Annotated in this window: 12 protein-coding genes; 7 read left to right on the top strand and 5 right to left on the bottom strand. The window is 64.2% G+C overall.

Translation table 11 applies throughout. The features are described from left to right. Positions 1-106 precede the first annotated feature (106 nt). From ACODSO_RS02060 to ACODSO_RS02050, 3 genes are all read left to right on the top strand, one after another. Positions 107-904: a class I SAM-dependent methyltransferase gene (locus ACODSO_RS02060; protein WP_489034633.1), complete on the top strand. Its 798-nt coding sequence runs from the start codon at positions 107-109 to the stop codon at positions 902-904. Between the two features lie 132 nt (positions 905-1,036). Next, complete coding sequence (locus ACODSO_RS02055; protein WP_489034631.1) at positions 1,037-1,933, top strand: ROK family protein; 897 nt, start codon at positions 1,037-1,039, stop codon at positions 1,931-1,933. Positions 1,934-1,988: 55 nt separating this feature from the next. Continuing rightward, positions 1,989-3,437, top strand: a complete 1,449-nt coding sequence (locus tag ACODSO_RS02050; protein WP_489034629.1) for an aldehyde dehydrogenase — start codon at positions 1,989-1,991, stop codon at positions 3,435-3,437. A gap of 91 nt (positions 3,438-3,528) precedes the next feature. Here ACODSO_RS02050 and ACODSO_RS02045 read toward each other — a convergent pair whose 3' ends face one another. The 4 genes from ACODSO_RS02045 to ACODSO_RS02030 all read right to left on the bottom strand — a co-directional run bounded on the left by ACODSO_RS02045 (position 3,529) and on the right by ACODSO_RS02030 (position 8,604). Next, positions 3,529-5,361, bottom strand: coding sequence for a phosphoenolpyruvate carboxykinase (GTP) (locus ACODSO_RS02045; protein ID WP_489034627.1), 1,833 nt, complete (start codon positions 5,359-5,361; stop codon positions 3,529-3,531). Between the two features lie 326 nt (positions 5,362-5,687). Next, positions 5,688-6,068 (bottom strand): DUF6802 family protein, encoded by a 381-nt coding sequence (locus tag ACODSO_RS02040; protein ID WP_489034625.1) that lies wholly within the window; start codon positions 6,066-6,068, stop codon positions 5,688-5,690. 32 nt (positions 6,069-6,100) lie between these two features. Beyond that, the gene (locus tag ACODSO_RS02035; protein ID WP_489034623.1) at positions 6,101-7,588 is read right to left on the bottom strand and encodes a hypothetical protein; all 1,488 of its coding nucleotides are present in this window, start codon (positions 7,586-7,588) and stop codon (positions 6,101-6,103) included. Beyond that, complete coding sequence (locus ACODSO_RS02030; protein ID WP_489034621.1) at positions 7,585-8,604, bottom strand: hypothetical protein; 1,020 nt, start codon at positions 8,602-8,604, stop codon at positions 7,585-7,587. Before ACODSO_RS02030 ends, ACODSO_RS02035 begins: the two co-directional genes overlap by 4 nt. A gap of 191 nt (positions 8,605-8,795) precedes the next feature. Here ACODSO_RS02030 and trmB point away from each other — a divergent pair, with 191 nt between their 5' ends. The 4 genes from trmB to ACODSO_RS02010 all read left to right on the top strand — a co-directional run bounded on the left by trmB (position 8,796) and on the right by ACODSO_RS02010 (position 15,749). Further along, on the top strand, positions 8,796-9,560 hold the full coding sequence (trmB, locus tag ACODSO_RS02025; protein ID WP_489034619.1) for a tRNA (guanosine(46)-N7)-methyltransferase TrmB: 765 nt from the start codon (positions 8,796-8,798) through the stop codon (positions 9,558-9,560). Continuing rightward, positions 9,557-10,261: an NYN domain-containing protein gene (locus ACODSO_RS02020; protein ID WP_068371870.1), complete on the top strand. Its 705-nt coding sequence runs from the start codon at positions 9,557-9,559 to the stop codon at positions 10,259-10,261. The genes trmB and ACODSO_RS02020 overlap by 4 nt, the downstream gene beginning before the upstream one ends. Continuing rightward, entirely contained in the window at positions 10,261-13,464 is a 3,204-nt protein-coding gene (locus ACODSO_RS02015; RefSeq protein ID WP_489034616.1) for an MMPL family transporter, read from the top strand. The genes ACODSO_RS02020 and ACODSO_RS02015 overlap by 1 nt, the downstream gene beginning before the upstream one ends. A 140-nt stretch (positions 13,465-13,604) precedes the next feature. Then, positions 13,605-15,749, top strand: a complete 2,145-nt coding sequence (locus ACODSO_RS02010; RefSeq protein ID WP_489034613.1) for an MMPL family transporter — start codon at positions 13,605-13,607, stop codon at positions 15,747-15,749. A 48-nt stretch (positions 15,750-15,797) separates the two neighbouring features. Here ACODSO_RS02010 and ACODSO_RS02005 read toward each other — a convergent pair whose 3' ends face one another. Further along, positions 15,798-17,255, bottom strand: coding sequence for a DUF2339 domain-containing protein (locus ACODSO_RS02005; protein ID WP_489034759.1), 1,458 nt, complete (start codon positions 17,253-17,255; stop codon positions 15,798-15,800). Between the last annotated feature and the right edge of the window lie 100 nt (positions 17,256-17,355).

Raw genomic sequence — 17,355 nt, 5'->3', positions numbered from 1 at the left:
GCTTTCGTCCCCCATCACAGCCATGAACATGAACTCCGAGACACCCTAGCGGTTCATCCGGCCCCACGGCGCTCCGACATGTACCGCTCGCCTAGTCTTCTTCCTCGTGCGACTAGCGTGGAAAGGCTCTACTGGCGACGGCTCCGCCGTCACCAGGCAGTTCGGCAGGCGCGCCACGCTGCGCAGATCCGTGAGCCTGCTACGCGACTTCGGCCACGAACAGACCGCGCCGGACATCTTCTACGGCGCTCTCGCCCACGATTCCGTCGAACTCATCGGTGACCTCTTCCTCGGCCTGACGGGTGAGGAGCTGCAGGGCCGCACCGTGCTCGACGTCGGCGGTGGGCCGGGCTACTTCGCCGAGGTGTTCCACGACAGCGGCGCACGATACGTCCCCGTCGAACCCGATGCCTCGGAAATGCATGCCGCAGGCCTGACAGTCCATGGAAGTGTCCGCGGGTCGGGGATGGCGCTCCCGTTCCGGGACGACAGCGTCGACGTCTGCTTCTCCTCCAACGTCGCCGAGCACGTCCGCGAACCGTGGGTCATGGCCGAGGAGATGCTACGAGTCACCCGCCCCGGCGGATTGATGGTGTTGTCCTACACGCTGTGGTGGGGTCCGTTCGGTGGCCACGAAACGCGGCCCTGGCACTACCTGGGCGGCGAGTACGCGGCAAAACGGTACACCCGCACCCACGGCCACGAACCCAAGAACCGATTCGGCGAATCCCTCTTCGATGTCGGCGCAGGTGACGGATTGCGTTGGGCACGAAGCACTCCCAACGGCGATCTGCTCGCCGCATTCCCGCGATACCACCCGCGCTGGGCATGGTGGATCATCCGAATCCCAGTCCTCCGCGAACTCCTCGCGAGCAACCTCGTGCTGGTCTTCCGCGCCCACTGACACCCTCACACACGCGCAAACACCAGCTCATTCCGCAGGCTCCACTCCCGCCTACATCGGGTCATTCCGCAGGCTCCACTCCCGGCCTCCACAGGTCATTCCGCAGGCTCCACTCCCGGGTACGTTGGAACGATGACAGCGCTGGCACTGGATATCGGGGGAACCAAGATGACCGCGGCCGTCGTCGGCGACGACGGGAGGCCCGGGGAACCACTGACCGTCTCGACGCCGAAGACCGGAGTGTGGAAAGCCTGCTCCGAGCTTCTCGACGCAGTAGCCGTCGGCACCGACATACAGGGCATCGGCGTTGCATGCGCAGGCCCGGTCGACACCACCGCAGGGGTCGTCGCGCCGATCAACATCCCGGAATGGAAGGACGGCTTCGATCTGGCCGACGCCGTCGGAAAGCTCTTCCCCGACGCTTCGATCAGCGTCGCCATGGACGGTGGATGCGCTGCGCTGGGAGAGCACAAGTTCGGTGCTGCAGTCGGCGTCGACGACGTCCTGAGCTTGGTCGTCTCGACGGGAATCGGCGGCGGACTCGTATTGGGCGGCAAGATCGTGGCCGGTCGAAGCGGCAACGCCGGCCACATCGGCCACATCGTCGTACCCGGTTCGACGACGCCATGCACGTGCGGCGGACTCGGCTGCGTCGAGACAGTGTCCAGCGGTCCCTCTGCCGTCCGCTGGGCACAGGAACAGGGCTGGACCGGCAGCACCGGCGCCGAGCTGGCGTTCTCCGCCAGCGAAGGCGACGTCGTCGCGATCACCACGCTGCAGCGGGCAGGTGTGGCGCTCGGGCAGGCAATCGCGTCGGCCGCGGCACTCGTCGACGTGAACCTCGTTGTCATCGGGGGAGGATTCGCGCAGGCCGGCCCGCCGCTGTGGGATCCGATCCAGGAGTCCGCGGCACTCCATGCGCGCCTGAAGTTCCTGGACGGCCTCGAGATCGTTCCGGCAAAACTCGGGGCCGTGGGAACGCTCACCGGTGCGGCCATCCTCGCAGCGGGTGCGGCTACACCGAAGTAGGTCGCGGCGCACGAAACACCTTCCCAATTTCTGTAACCTGTTCTAGTCTCGTTCCATGACGGACTTCGACAAGTTGTTCATCGGCGGCCACTGGTCAACGCCGTCGACCGAGGAGACCCTCGAGGTCTTCTCCCCCGCCACGGAAGAGCGGGTCGGCCGTACTCCGGTCGCCGCTCCGGCCGACATCGACGCCGCTGCGACCGCAGCGCGTACGGCCTTCGACTCGGGTCCATGGGCCCGCACCTCACCCACCGAACGAGCACAGGTTCTTGCCCGTGCCGCCAAATTGATCGAAGCGCGTAGCGCCGAGTTGACCGCGGTGATCTCCGACGAGATGGGCGCCCCCTATTCGATGGTGGGGATGCTCCAGCAGACTCCCGCGCTTGCGGTACTCAACTACTACACCGAGCTCGCCGGAACGTTTCCGTGGAAGGAGACCCGCGTCGGCGCATTCGGCCAGACCACGGTCACGCGCGAACCCGTCGGCGTCGTCGCCGCCGTCATCGCCTGGAACGTTCCACTGTTCCTCGCCGTCAACAAACTCGCACCTGCGCTGCTCGCCGGCTGCTCGGTACTACTCAAGCCCGCACCGGAGACACCACTCGGCGCGAACCTGCTCGCCGACATCTTCACCGAAGCAGGGGTCCCCGAAGGAGTTCTGTCGGTACTCCCCGGCGGCGCCGAGACCGGCGAATACCTGGTCTCGCACCCCCTCGTCGACAAGGTGACGTTCACCGGAAGCACCGCAGTCGGACGATCGATCGGAACCATCGCGGCCCAGCAGCTCAAGCGTTGCTCGCTCGAACTGGGCGGAAAGTCTGCAGCAATCCTGCTCGAGGACATGGACATCCCCTCGACCATGCCGATGCTGCTGATCTCGGGCTTGATGAACAGCGGTCAGGCATGCGTCGCGCAGACCAGAATCCTCGCGCCACGGTCACGGTACGACGAGATTCTCGACACGATGGTCGCGGGTGCCGGTTGGATGAAGGTCGGCGACCCGAAAGATCCTGCCACGCAACTGGGCCCGCTGATCTCGGAGAAGCAACGCACGCGCGTCGAGGGCTACATCGCGAAGGGCAAGGCCGAAGGTGCACGCGTCATCCTCGGCGGTGGACGGCCAGAAGGTCTGGACACAGGGTGGTACGTGGAGCCGACGATCTTCGCCGACGTCGACAACTCGATGACCATCGCTCGCGAGGAGATCTTCGGACCGGTACTGGCCGTCATCCCGTACGACTCGGAAGACGAGGCCATCAAGATAGCCAACGATTCCGACTACGGCCTCGCCGGCTCCGTCTGGACCACCGATATCGACCACGGCCTCGAAGTGGCCGCACAGATCCGCACGGGCACCTATGCGATCAACTGGTACGCCTTCGATCCGAGTTCACCGTTCGGCGGGTACAAGAACTCCGGCATCGGACGCGAAAGTGGCCCCGAAGGTCTCGACGCCTACTGCGAGCTCAAGTCGGTCCTCATGCCGCCGGGGTATGTGGGCTGACCGAGCCAGCCTGCTCGACCAAGAAGCTCTGGAAAAGCACTGACGCCGCCGTCCGATGTTGATCGGACGGCGGCGTCAGGCAATGTAGCGCTTACGCGCCCAAACGCTGCTTCAGCGCGTCGAACTCGTCCTTGATGCCGGTGGGCAGCTTCTCACCGACGAACTCGAACCACTCCTCGATCAGCGGGATCTCGGCCTTCCACTCGTCGATGTCGACGTTCAGAGCCTCGGCGACATCCTCGACCGTGGTGTCCAGCCCGGAGATATCGAGTGCATCCGCCGTCGGAACGACACCGATGGGAGTCTCGACGCCCGCAGCCTTGTGCTCGATGCGCTCCACGATCCACTTCAGGACGCGGGAGTTCTCGCCGAATCCAGGCCACAGGAAGCGCTTGTCGTCGCCACGACGGAACCAGTTGACGTAGAACACCTTCGGCAGCTTCGAATCGTCGGCATTCTTGCCGAGGTCGATCCAGTGCTGGAAGTAGTCACCGACGTTGTAGCCGAGGAACGGCAGCATCGCCATCGGGTCGCGGCGGATGGTACCGACGGTGCCTTCTGCTGCTGCAGTCTGCTCGGAACCGACGGTGGCGCCCATGAACACGCCGTGCTGCCAGTCGCGAGCCTCGGTGACCAGTGGGACGGTCGTCTTGCGGCGTCCGCCGAACAGGATCGCCGAAATCGGCACGCCCTGCGGGTCGTCCCACTCGGCCGCCATCGACGGGCACTGAGCCATGGGGACGCAGTAGCGCGAGTTCGGGTGCGCTGCATCGGTTCCCGACTCGGGCGTCCAGTCGTTGCCCTTCCAGTCGATCAGGTGGTCGGGAGTACCTTCCAGGCCCTCCCACCACACGTCACCGTCATCGGTCAGACCGACGTTGGTGAACACCGAGTTGCCCTGATCGATCGTCTTCATCGCGTTGGGATTCGAGTCCCAGTTGGTACCGGGAGCAACTCCGAAGAACCCGAATTCGGGGTTGACGGCATACAGGCGCCCGTCCTCACCGAAACGCATCCAGGCAATGTCGTCGCCGATCGTCTCGGCACGCCATCCGGGGATGGTCGGCTGGATCATCGCCAGGTTGGTCTTGCCACAGGCCGACGGGAACGCCGCGGCGATGTAGTACGCCTTGTCCTCCGGCGAGATCAGCTTGAGGATCAGCATGTGCTCGGCGAGCCAGCCCTCGTCGCGCGCCATCGCCGACGCGATACGCAGCGAGTAGCACTTCTTGCCGAGCAAGGCATTGCCGCCGTAACCCGAGCCGTAGCTCCAGATCTCGCGATCCTCGGGGTAGTGCGTGATGTATTTGGTGTCGTTGCACGGCCACGGCACGTCGTCCTGGCCTTCGGCAAGGGGAGCGCCCAGCGAATGCAGCGCCTTCACGAAGAAGCCGTCGTCGCCGAGCTTCTCGAGCACAGCGGCACCCATGCGAGTCATCACACGCATCGAGACGACGACGTACTCGGAGTCGGTGATCTCGACGCCCAGCTTCGGGTCCTCGGCGCCGAGGGGGCCCATGCAGAACGGAACGACGTACATGGTGCGTCCGCGCATCGATCCGCGGTAGAGCTCCGTCATGAGACTGCGCATCTCCGACGGGTCCATCCAGTTGTTGGTCGGTCCGGCATCGATCTCGCGCTTGGAACAGATGTATGTCCGCGACTCGACACGAGCGACGTCCGACGGGTCCGAGTTGCCGAGGAAGGAGTTGGGCTTCTTCTCGTCGTTGAGGCGAGTGAAGGTGCCTGCATCCACCAGCTGGGTGGTCAGACGCTCCCACTCCTCGTCGGAGCCGTCAGCGAAAACCACACGTTCCGGCTCGGTGAGTTCTGCTACCTGCTGCACCCACGCAAGGAGTTCCTTGTGCTGGGTGGGAGGCGCGGCGTCAGTGCCGTTCAAACCGGGAATGGTCGCTGAGGTCATCTAACTCTCCTGGGGTGGGCCGGAACCAGAAACGACTTCCAACCACTGGAGGGCAGAACAGCGGTTGGAGCAGATCCGATCATCCCCTCTCGGTGGGGAGCTGCCCGATCACTCGATCTGCGTATACCGCATCATAGACGGTCACGTCAATTCAAGGACAGGGCGCCGGGTGTCCTGGGCCTAGGTTAACGCTGGAAGTTGTCAATCCGGAATCCGGGTGTTGTCCGATTGGTCACAAGACCGATTCAGCTACCGGCAAGTAAGCGCCCACAGGCCCCGAGCAGCGCGAATTACTTGTCAAGACATTACATACTGGACGCTCCAACTCACTCGAATACATCCCCGGCCGAAGTTTCCTCCCACCTCGACGTACCATCGGCAGCCCGGAAAATCTCCCAGGTCTCGTAATGCCCACCACGTCCGACAGTGGTGAACGTATCGATCACACCATCGGCGTCGCGGTCCCTGGAGACCGTCATTCCCGCGTCTGTGTGGCTGGTTCGCGTTTCCTCGTAGCCGTCTCCGTCGACGTCGAACATCTCGACCGAGTCCTGCATGCCGTCTGCATGGTTCTCGCCGGAAGACACGTCACCAGAAAGGGCGTCGCCCAAGAATGCGTCGCCGAGATCCATCACCTGACTCCGATCGTCCATCGACAGAACTGCCACCTTCTTGATCAGACGCACGGACAGCGCCCTCGGTTCCATGCCCTCGATTACATGGGCTCCGGCACACGGAACTACCTCTCCGATGCCTGATAGTCGACGCGGATGGGGCCGCCGAATCTCTCGATGCCTCGATCGAGAGTCGCCAGGTCGCGGTCGCATGCAGCCAGTACGGCAGCTCGATGCTCGGCGGCCGCTCGCAGTTCGGACTCGATGCGCTCCAGTTCTGCGTCTGCGGAGAGCGCGACCGAGCGCGAGGTCTCGTGGGCGGCTGCCGAGAACGCCGTCTCGGTAGCGAGGATCCGAGCCAGAGCCGCTTGTTCGAGTGACGATCGTGCAGCGGCGGACACGTCGGTGACCCAGGTTCGCAGATGCGCTCGGTCGGCGACGAGTGAGCGCGATCGGACCAGCCACCATGCACTCACAGCGCCGAGTAGCAAGGAGGCAGGTATCACAGCGATGTCGAGTGCCGGAACCACCGACAGCGGTGACATGACGACGCGCCCGAGACCCACACCGGCCGAAGCGCCGACGAGGATCATCATCGTGTCCTCGGCACCTCGGCGTCGGACCGACGGCTCCGCACGGTCGACGGTCAGGTCCTTCGACTGCAGAGGTTCCCCCGACAAACCGAGTTCGATGTCGACGGCGCGCAGTCGTTCGGTGAGTCGGGAATCGACACGCGAGACTGCCATTCCGAGTTGCTCGGCCAGCTCGACGTCCAGATGCCGCAGTCTTGCCCGCCCCGCTGACTCGATTGCTTCCCTGGCCGACACTGCGTATCCACGCGTCGCGTCGTTGATGTCGTGAATGGTCTCGGAGCGCGCGAGCTGCATTCTGCTGCGTAGCGCGGCAGATCGTTCTGCGCGCGTACGGTCTCGGACATCGACGAGGCGTGCGCGTTCGGCACGCAGCCCCGCGGTGTTCGAGACGCTCGTCACCGCCCGTGCCTTGGCGAGAATTTCCCGTCTGGCACCGGCGGCAGCGCCCCGAACTGCCGCGTTGTACTTGCGCTCGCGCAACACATCTCGGTGTTGCGCGAGGGCGCTCTCCACGAACCCGTGGACATCGACGATTCCGGACTCCTCGTACAACGTCGAGCGCATCCTCGGGTCGACCGCGATGCGAGCCCGCTCCGCGAGTGTGGCCGACGTGGGCCAGAACGAGGCATCGACCGCACGCGGGACCAACTCTGCGATGGACGCGGCCACGAGCCGCTGCACATCACGCCAATCCCGGTGTACGTCGATCTTGTTGACGAGAAGTCCCGTCGTCGTGGACTCGAGCGCCGATGCGAGATCGGCCAGCGCCCGTCGCCCGAGAGGCGCGGATGCGTCGAACACGAACAGCACCACCGCTGCCGACGCCACGTCCGGGGCCCGCTCCAGCAGTGACCCGGGCAGCAGGTCGAGCTCGGCCTCGATCGACGACACTCCCGATCCGCTCGTCCCGGTGACGAACACGCCCACCGGGTCGGCCTCCCGGCCGGACGCGATGGAATCCACGCCGGGCGGAAACCACCTTTTGACGACGCTGTCCATGTCACTGGGAAGGTCGATCATCGCTCGCGCATTCGCAGGTATCCCCGGGCGACGGCGAGTGCAGCCCGTGCCCGGGACGGCTCGTCGGCGCTCTGCCATCGACTCTGCCACTGCTGAGCTGTACGAAGAGTGGGGTGGGGCTCTTCCGGCTCACCGAGCGCGCGCAGCGCCGAGCGCATGATCGCGACAACAGCCTCGTCGGAGCCCAGGTAGCGCTCGAGTTCGGTCGCGTCGGGATGCTCGGCGGCGAGTTCGGTGAGCCGGTGCAGCAGTTTTCCCTGCCGATCGATCCGAACATCGTCGACGGCCTGGCGCACTGCCCGCGCGAGCGCGTCGACCCCGCTCCTCTCGGCCAGCAGCAACCGGAGCGTCGCATCATCGGTATTCGGATTGGCTGTGAGCGTCTCGACCGCGATTCGCACTCCGCACGTCTCGACCTGCTCGAGAAGTTCCACTCGTGCCTGCCTCGGGATCGGGAGTGTGGCTCTGACGAAGCGTTCGGGCGTCAGCAGCATGTCCGTGGTCACCGCCTTCGCGGCCGGTCGCAGTAGTCCGAACGAGGCCGGAAGCCCACGCATGACGCTGGCCGCGACGGTCCCCATGAGCGGATACACCGTCGCGCCGACCGAGGCCGACAGTCTCCCGATCACTGTGTCGAGGTGATCGATCGTGTCTGCCTTGGCGAGGACGAACACGACTTCTGTTGCCGACGCCACGGCATCGATGTCTGCTGGGTGAGCTCCACCGGCCAACACGTGAACCAGCACATCGCCGTCGAGGACGGGGTCCGGAGATCGCGGAACATCGATCGATGCGGCTTCCGTGATGTCGACGCCGTCGACCCGTAGGTCGTGGTGCGCGGTGAGCACCGCCCGCACCGAGGACTTCCCGACGCCCGTCCTCCCGGACACCTGCACTCGAACCGCCGCGAAACACCGATCCGCGGCTTCGCCGATCGCGCGGCCGAGAGCGGTGCCGTGCGCCGCGAGCCCACGAACGGTCCCCGAGGACACCCCGTTGTTCGCCCCGTCGTTCACGCGATCCCCCACCCCTAGATCGTTTGTAGGTCCTTTTCGACCGGTCCCCACCCGTCGCGCTGCGCAATTCTGGCACAGATGACCGACAGAACGCCGGAGACAAGGCGGCTGGCCTGCATCAACACCACAAGTCTCAACTTCAACTCGAGACCCACCTGTCACACACTCGCCCGATGCGCGACAATGGGTGAGTGAACGACGCACGGAGCAGCACCCAGCACCTCGATTCGGCCCCCGACGACGCCCAGGGCGTGGGGCCCGAACAGGCCGCCGATCGGGGTTCCCGGCTCTACCCGCGCGTGACCAGCTTCCGGTCGAGGCGAGGCGCCCTGACCGATGCTCAGCAACAGACCTGGGACGCCCTGTGGCCCCGCATCGGGCGCGACGTCGCCGACGACCGTATCGATGTCGACGCCTGGTTCGGCCGGACGGCGCCGACCGTTCTGGAGATCGGATCCGGGACCGGCACCGCCACGACGTCGATGGCCAAGGCCGAGCCGCACGTCAATCTGATGGCGGTCGAGGTATACCGCCCTGGCCTAGCGCAGACGTTGCAGCAGATCGAACGAGAAGACATCGGCAACATCCGCTTGCTGCGCGGCGACGCGATGGATGTACTGGAGAACATGCTGACCTCCGAGTCCCTGACGGGTGTCCGCGTGTTCTTTCCGGACCCGTGGCCGAAGGTGCGTCACCACAAGCGCAGACTGCTGCAGGGACCGACGTTCTCGATGATCGCTGATCGACTCGCGCCCGGCGGGGTGCTCCACGTGGCCACCGACCACGCCGAATACGCAGAGTGGATTGCCGAGGCAGGGAACGCAGAGCCCGGATTGACCGTTCTCGACTGGAAGTCTCCGATGACACACGAGCGGCCCGTCACCAAGTTCGAGGGCAAAGCCCAACTTGTAGGCAGCTCGGTGACGGAGCTCGTATGGGGAAAGAGTCTACGATGAGCTTCAACGAAGAGCTTCCCGACACCACCCTTGCGCCCATTCCGAACCTCGACACGAGTGATTCTCCTCACAGCAAGCGGGTGTTGCTGGTCTGGGACGCACCGAATCTCGACATGGGCCTCGGCGCGATCCTGGGTGGTCGCCCGACGGCTGCGTACCGTCCCCGATTCGATGCGCTGGGCCGATGGCTACTTCAACGCACTGCTGAACTCTCGGTTACGGAATCGTCGACACTCGAACCGGAGGCGACGGTCTTCACCAACATCGCCCCAGGTAGCGCCGATGTGGTTCGACCGTGGGTAGAAGCCTTGCGTAACGTGGGCTTCGCGGTATTCGCGAAGCCGAAGGTCGACGAGGACAGTGACGTCGACGCCGACATGCTCGATCACATCGAACTGCGCAATCGCGGTGGTGGACTTGCAGGCGTCATGGTCGCGTCCGCGGACGGTCAAGCGTTCCGCGAGCCGCTGGAAAGCATTGCTGCAACTGGCGTGCCTGTTCACGTGCTCGGATTTCGAGAGCATGCGAGCTGGGCGGTCACGTCGGAGACGCTGACGTTCCTCGATCTCGAGGACATCCCCGGCGTCTTCCGTGAACCACTGCCACGGGTGAGTCTGGATTCGCTGCCGGACGAGGGCGCATGGTTGCAGCCGTTCCGCCCACTGTCCGCCCTGCTCGTCGGGCGCCAAGGAGTTTCGTAGTGTTCGCCAGATGGGGAGATCTCGTCTACCGCATGCGGTTCACGGTCATCGGAGTCATGGTGGCCGGCCTTCTGGGCTTCGCAGCGTACGGACTCGACCTCAACGACCATCTGAGTCAGAGCGGCTGGGACGACCCCGGCTCGGAGTCGGTCGAGGCTGCGCGCCTGGCCGACCAGACGTTCGGGCGTGACAAACAAGGCGACGTGATCGTCCTGTACACCGCACCCGAAGGCGGGACGGTCGACGATCCGGAGTTCAACGCCAAGGTCACCGACAGTCTCAATTCACTCGTCTCCGACAACCCCGATCAGATCGAGAAGATCAACGGCACGTACTTCAAGGTCGACGGTGTGGTCAGTGCCCCAGCACTGGCGACAGTGGACCGTACGCACGCCATCGCCAGCATCGCCATCGTCGGCGCCAACGACACCGAGCTGACCAACAACTTCCAGGCCGTCAAGGACGTCTTCTACATCGACGGCGTCGATGTGCAGGTGACGGGTCTGCAGGCTGTCGCGGGGGCCTTGCAGTCGACGATGGCCGGCGACATCCAGCGCATGGAATTGCTGGCCATCCCGGCCGTCGCAATCCTGCTGTTCTTCATCTTCGGCGGTGTCGTCGCGGCTGCACTCCCGTTGATCGTCGGTGGCCTCACCGTCGTCGGCGCCAACGGAATCGTCAAGGTCTTCACCAACTTCACCGAAGTCAACAGCTTCGTGGCACCCGTCGTTTCTCTGGTCGGGCTCGGCTTGGCAATCGACTACGGGCTTTTCATCGTCTCGAGATTCCGCGAGGAACTCGGCGACGGGTACTCGACGCAGCAGGCGGTGCGCAGGTCGGTGATGACGGCCGGTCGAACCGTCGTGTTCTCGGCGACGATGATCGTCGCCAGCTTGGGCGGGCTGCTGCTCTTCCCCCAGGGTTTCCTGAAGTCCGTCGCGTACGGATCCATCGCAACGGTGGCGCTGGCCGCACTGACAGCGATCACGATCCTGCCCGCGATGCTGGCGATCCTCGGACCTCGCGTCGATGCCCTCGGCCTCAAGTTCATGCGCAAAACCAAGTCGTCCGAGGAAATCGAGAACGGCATGTGGGGCAAGTTGACCAGATGGGTCATGCGCAACCCACTCAAGGTCACCATCCCCATCGTCATGGGGCTGGTCCTGCTGACGTTGCCCGTGGGCAACATCAAATTCGGTGGCATCAACGAGACCTACCTGCCGCCGGACAACGTCACCCGGCAGGCACAGAGCGAGTTCGACGCCCTGTTCCCGGGTCAGCGCACCGAGCCGATCAAGGCGGTCATCGAGAACGCTCAGGGTGCGAACCTGGCTGCGATCACCAGCCAACTGAATCAAGCGCCCGGGCTCATCGAAAAGTTCTCTCCGAACGGCGCCAGCAAAGACGGCATCATCGTCTTCAAGGCCGGCTTGGTAGACCGGAACGACTCCAAACCGGCCATCGACTATCTACGCAGTATCGACGTCCCCGAGGGCGCGACGGTCATGATCACCGGTACGCCCGTCATCGAGCAGGATTCGATCGCAGCGTTGATCGACAACCTTCCGCTGATGGCAATACTCGTCGTCTTCGTTGTGACGCTGCTGATGTTCTTGACCTTCGGATCGTTGGTGTTGCCGATCAAGGCCGTCCTCATGACGACGCTCGGCCTCGGCGCGACTATGGGCATCCTGACGTGGATATTCATCGACGGCAACGGCGCGAGCTTCATGAACTTCACGCCCGGGCCGATCATGGCCCCGGTGCTGGTGCTGATCATCTCGATTGTGTTCGGGTTGTCCACCGACTACGAAGTGTTCCTGCTCTCGCGCATGGTGGAAGCCCGAGAAAAAGGCGCGAGTACCAGCGAAGCGATCCGCGTCGGTACCTCGCATACTGGGCGCATCATCACCGCAGCGGCACTCATTCTCATCGTTGTCACCGGAGCGTTCGCGTTCTCGGATCTGGTGATGATGAAGTACATCGCCTACGGCATGATCGCCGCACTCATCATCGACGCCACCCTCATCCGCATGTTCCTCGTGCCTGCGACCATGAAACTGCTCGGCGACGACTGTTGGTGGGCACCAGCATGGATGAAGCGCATCCAGCAGAAGCTCGGCCTCGGCGAGACGATCCTCGAAGACGAGCTCATGCCCGCCGACGTCCCGGAGCTCGCGATGGCAGGTGGGGTTGCCCGTACGACCGTCGCACCGCCGATACGGCCGGCGCCGCGCCCGAGTGAGCCCCTCACCGAACCTATTCCGGTCGTCGCACCGACAGGTTCCGGACCGATCCGGGCCACCCGGCAGGCCAGGGAAGACGAGCGTCGATCGGCAACGGGCAAGCCCGCCCACGCACCGATCGTCGAGCAGCAGCCACAGCCGACATGGCGACCACAGACGGCGGCCGCACCTGAGTCCCAGGTTCCGACGCCCGCAGTATCGACTCCACCGGCACGACCGGCTCCCCCGGTTCCGGCGCAGTCCCCAGCTCGCGAGCCCGTACGGTCGATCGGCAATCGCACTCCCGTGCCGGATCCGAGGTCCATCGAAAGCTGGCTCGCAGATCTCCGAGCGCCGTCGGACAAGCCCAGTGCCGAGCCCCAGCGTTCAGAGCCCCAGCGTTCAGAGCCCCAGCGTTCAGAGCCGACCGGCGACACCGACAATCCGGTCGCGAGTGGCACGTCGGCACGGAACGGGCGTTCCTCCGCCACGAACGGCTCGGGCACCAACGGCTCGAGCGTGAATAGTTCGGCCACCAACGGACGACAGCCCTACGGCACTGGCTCGGCTCCCGGCGGCCCCGACCGCAGTGCCGGCAATGACCCCGACCGGCCTGGAGACGTCATCAGCGGTCCCACGACGGACAGCAGCCCGCGGGCCGGGGGCATTCGCGGATACTCCCAGAGTGCAAGTGGCACGAATGGGCACGAACAAGACCGAACTCCAAGCACTCCTCGTGCCCGCTACGACATTTCGACCCGGAATGCGCCTCGCAACCCGGCACCCGAGGACGAGCCGACCCGATCGCGATCGGGCGGTGTCACACCGGAACCGAATGCTCCGCACCGATCCAGGCGAGCCGCCGAACCCGAGGTTTCCGACACCACGGCTGAGAACGACAGCGGGAAGCACCGCGGCGGTGACGGTCGACAGGCACTGAGCGTCAGTGAATTGCTTGCGCGGGAGCGTCGACAGTAGATCGACGCGCTGGTCGGTCGGCCAGTACAACTCTCTCCGGTAGGGTTCCGGTGCGACAGGTTCGCGGGGGCTGTCGCATGTCATGCAGCGGTTCCCCGCGGCCAATTGGCCCGTCCGACAATTTGCGAGGAGCAGCCTGAGTGTTCGCCACCTGGGGAGATCTCGTCCACCGTTGGCGCTACACCGTGCTGGGGGTGATGATTGCCGGTCTGTTGGCGATGGCAGGATACGGGGTGGGCTTCGAAGACCACCTGAGTCAAAGCGGTTTCGACGATCCAGGTTCCGAGTCGGTCGAAGCCGGCATTCTCGCCGACAACACATTCGGCCGAGACACTCAGGGCGACGTCATCGTGCTGTACACGGCACCCGAGGGCAAGACCGTCGACGATCCTGAATTCAGCGCAGTAGTCACCGACAACCTGGAAACCCTTGTCGCCGAACATCCCGACCAGATCCTGAAAATCAACGGCACGTACTTTCCCGTCGACGGCACAGTCAGCGTTCCAGCGCTGGCGACCGAGGATCGACAACACGCAATTGCCAGCATCGCGGTCGTTGGAGACAACGACACCGAGCTGACCAACAACTTCCAGGCCGTCAAGGACGTCTTCTACATCGACGGCGTCGACGTGCAGGTCGCCGGTCTGCAAGCAGTGGCAGGCGCCCTGCAGTCGACGATGTCCGAGGACATCCATCGGATGGAAATCCTCGCGATCCCCGCGGTGGCGATCCTGCTGTTCTTCGTGTTCGGAGGGGTAGTCGCAGCGGCACTTCCCTTGATCGTGGGCGGTCTGACGGTCGTCGGCGCCAACGGAATCGTGCGTGTGTTCACCAACTTCACCGAAGTGAACACATTCGTCGCACCTGTCGTGTCGATGGTGGGGCTCGGTCTCGCCATCGACTACGGATTGTTCATCGTCTCCAGGTTCCGCGAGGAACTCGGTGACGGGCGGTCGACCCGAGACGCAGTGCGGCGTTCGGTCATGACGGCCGGCCGGACGGTGGTCTTCTCGGCAACGATGATCGTCGCGAGCCTCGGTGGGCTACTGGTTTTCCCACACGGATTCTTGAAGTCCGTCGCATACGGATCGATCGCCACGGTCGCGCTCGCTGCACTGACCGCGGTCACCGTTCTCCCTGCACTGCTTGCGATCCTCGGCCCACGAGTCGACGCACTCGGATTCAAGTTCATTCGAAAGACCAAGTCGTCTGCGGAAATCGAGAACGGGATGTGGGGCAAACTCACCGAGTGGGTGATGCGCAGGCCGGTCAAGGTTGCCGTCGTCATCGTGCTCGGGTTGCTCGTCCTTACGCTCCCGGTGAGCAAGATCGAATTCGGTGGGATCAACGAGACCTATCTCCCGCCGGACAATCCGACGCGGGTAGCCCAGGAACAGTTCGACGAATTCTTCCCCGGTCAGCGCACCGAACCGATCAAGCTCGTCATCCAGGGAGCCCAGGGCGCGACCCTCGGGCAGATTACGAACCAGGCGAACGAGGCCCCCGGCCTCATCGAGAAGTTCACACCTGAGGGATCGAGCAAAGACGGGATCATCGTCTTCAAGGCCGGACTCGAAGATCGAAACGACTCCGCGGAGGCCATCGAGTACCTGAGAAGCATCGAGATCCCGGACGGTGCAACGGTTGCAGTCGCGGGAACGCCTGCCGTCGAGTACGACTCGATCGCTGCGCTCGAAGACCGTCTTCCTCTGACGGCGCTACTTGTCGTGCTGATCGTGACGCTGTTGATGTTCCTGACATTCGGCTCCCTTGTGCTGCCGATCAAGGCTGTGTTGATGACCGCTCTCGGTCTGGGCGCAACGATGGGCATTCTTACCTGGATTTTCATCGACGGCCACGGGGCGAGCCTGATGAACTTCACGCCTGGGCCGATCATGGCGATGATTCTCTTGCTGATCGGTGCCATCGTGTTCGGATTGTCCACGGACTACGAGGTTTTCCTGCTCTCCCGAATGATCGAAGCGAGAGAGAAGGGAGCCAGCACAACTGAGGCCGTGAAGATCGGTACCGCTCATTCGGGCCGGATCATCACCGCCGCTGCACTTATCCTCATCGTGGTGACCGGCTCCTTCGCGTTCTCCGACCTGGTCATGATGAAGTACATCGCGTACGGGATGATCGCTGCCCTCATCATCGATGCGACCGTCATTCGAATGTTCTTGGTGCCCTCGGTGATGAAGCTTCTCGGCGATAGCTCGTGGTGGGCTCCGAAGTGGATGAAGCGAATTCAACAGAAATTGGGATTGGGCGAAACATACCTCTGATCCGTGAGCGGAAACCCACAGCACAGCATGGGTTTCCGCTCACACCGGTCAGCTCGCCGCTCGATCCGCGAACACTTTCGCGTAGCGCGTCCCAGCGAAGAGCAGAAGCAACCCGACGACGATGAACGCTCCGACGCGGAACAGTCCGTCGAGCGCCACCAGGTCGAAGAGGAACAGCTTCGCAACGGACGCCGCCGTCAGCGACAGTCCCGCCAACAGCGCTGTGTGCGCGTACTTCTCACTGCGCAGCCCGAGGACCAGCAGTGCCATGGCACCCGCCATCCATTCGATCGTGGCCGCGCAATGTCCTGCGACGAATCCCGTCGTGCCGCCGATCGCCACCATTCCGAGAGCAACCGTCGCCGACGTCAGCGCATACAGCGACACCACACCGGCCCCGACCCAGAACGCCTGCAGGTTCTTTCCGGCAATCTTCAGCTGTGCACCGACGTACACCAGGCCCGCCGCGACCGCGACCAAGAGCAGGCCGGCGAGGACGACGCCGAATTCGTCTACTGCATAGTTCGAGTCCATGATCGAGGCCGGCGGCGCAACGATCAAGTACCCGAGCGACCCCAAGGCACCGAACGCCGCGCCGACGAAGTAGGCCAACTTGGACGACGTACGGAGCGCGGCGACCACCAACACCGCGGCAACCACGAGCAGCGCGAGTGGACGGAGTTCGACCGACGTCGGGACCACCACCGCCTGCAGAAGTGCCAGCGAGCCGACCACCGCGAGGACGATCTTGGAGCTCGCGGGGAGCCACGTGCCCACAGCGATCACCAGCACACATCCGAGTGCCACGACACCGTGCACGAGCGTCGCGGTCCACGGGTCGAACAGAGTGCCCACCACCAGGACCGGAATCGCCGACGCCGCCATCATCGCGGACGCCATGACATCGGCGACGTTGCGCCGCAACAACTCCACCGAACTGCCGATTCCGAACATCGCGACGATGGCAGACACGATCAGAAGCGGAATCGCTTCGGATACGGACGCACCCCAGTTCTCCGCTTGGGCAATGCCGAACAGCGTGACGACGACAACCGGCAACGTTCGTGCGCCCGACAGGATCGGCCAGTCCCGACCCAGTTGCGCCGCGAAGCTCGCGATGAAGGTTGCGGTGAAGAATGCAATGAGCGACAGGGTGATTCCACCGGTGACCACGGGCGCGCAGATCGCGACCCCGACCAGAATCAGCACCGCCATCGGCTGCGACCGCCACGAGACCGCAAGTGCGACGCCTGCCGCCGCGATTCCGAAGGCAGCAATCAGACCGATGATCGGTTCGAGCCACTCGTAGACAACCGTCACAGCCACTACATCGAGGTAGAGACCCGCAACACCGGTCGCTGCAGTCGCTATTCCGCCGATTCTCCCGCCGGACTTGCTGTAGATCCGAGACCCGATGTACACCAGCGCGATCGAGAACACCGCGCCCGCGCCGACTCGAAGTTCCGGGCCGAACCATCCGGCTTGCGCCGCGAGGACGAGCAACATGACCACACCGATCAAGGTGACGCCCGCGCCTGCGACGGCCAGTACCCGGCTGATGACCCCGTCACGCTGCCACCACGGCTCGGACTTCTTCGTTGGCGTC

The organism is Rhodococcus sp. FG69, from assembly GCF_057808915.1.
This window is presented reverse-complemented; position numbering and strand designations above follow the sequence as displayed.

Bases quoted from the DNA above. Each gene is read 5' to 3' on its own strand.
- ACODSO_RS02055 (WP_489034631.1), top strand. From the start codon at position 1,037: ATGACAGCGCTGGCACTGGATATCGGGGGAACCAAGATGACCGCGGCC.
- ACODSO_RS02050 (WP_489034629.1), top strand. From the start codon at position 1,989: ATGACGGACTTCGACAAGTTGTTCATCGGCGGCCACTGGTCAACGCCG.
- ACODSO_RS02045 (WP_489034627.1), bottom strand. From the start codon at position 5,361: ATGACCTCAGCGACCATTCCCGGTTTGAACGGCACTGACGCCGCGCCT.
- ACODSO_RS02040 (WP_489034625.1), bottom strand. From the start codon at position 6,068: ATGGAACCGAGGGCGCTGTCCGTGCGTCTGATCAAGAAGGTGGCAGTT.
- ACODSO_RS02035 (WP_489034623.1), bottom strand. From the start codon at position 7,588: ATGATCGACCTTCCCAGTGACATGGACAGCGTCGTCAAAAGGTGGTTT.
- ACODSO_RS02020 (WP_068371870.1), top strand. From the start codon at position 9,557: ATGAGCTTCAACGAAGAGCTTCCCGACACCACCCTTGCGCCCATTCCG.
- ACODSO_RS02005 (WP_489034759.1), bottom strand. From the start codon at position 17,255: ATGTTGCTCGTCCTCGCGGCGCAAGCCGGATGGTTCGGCCCGGAACTT.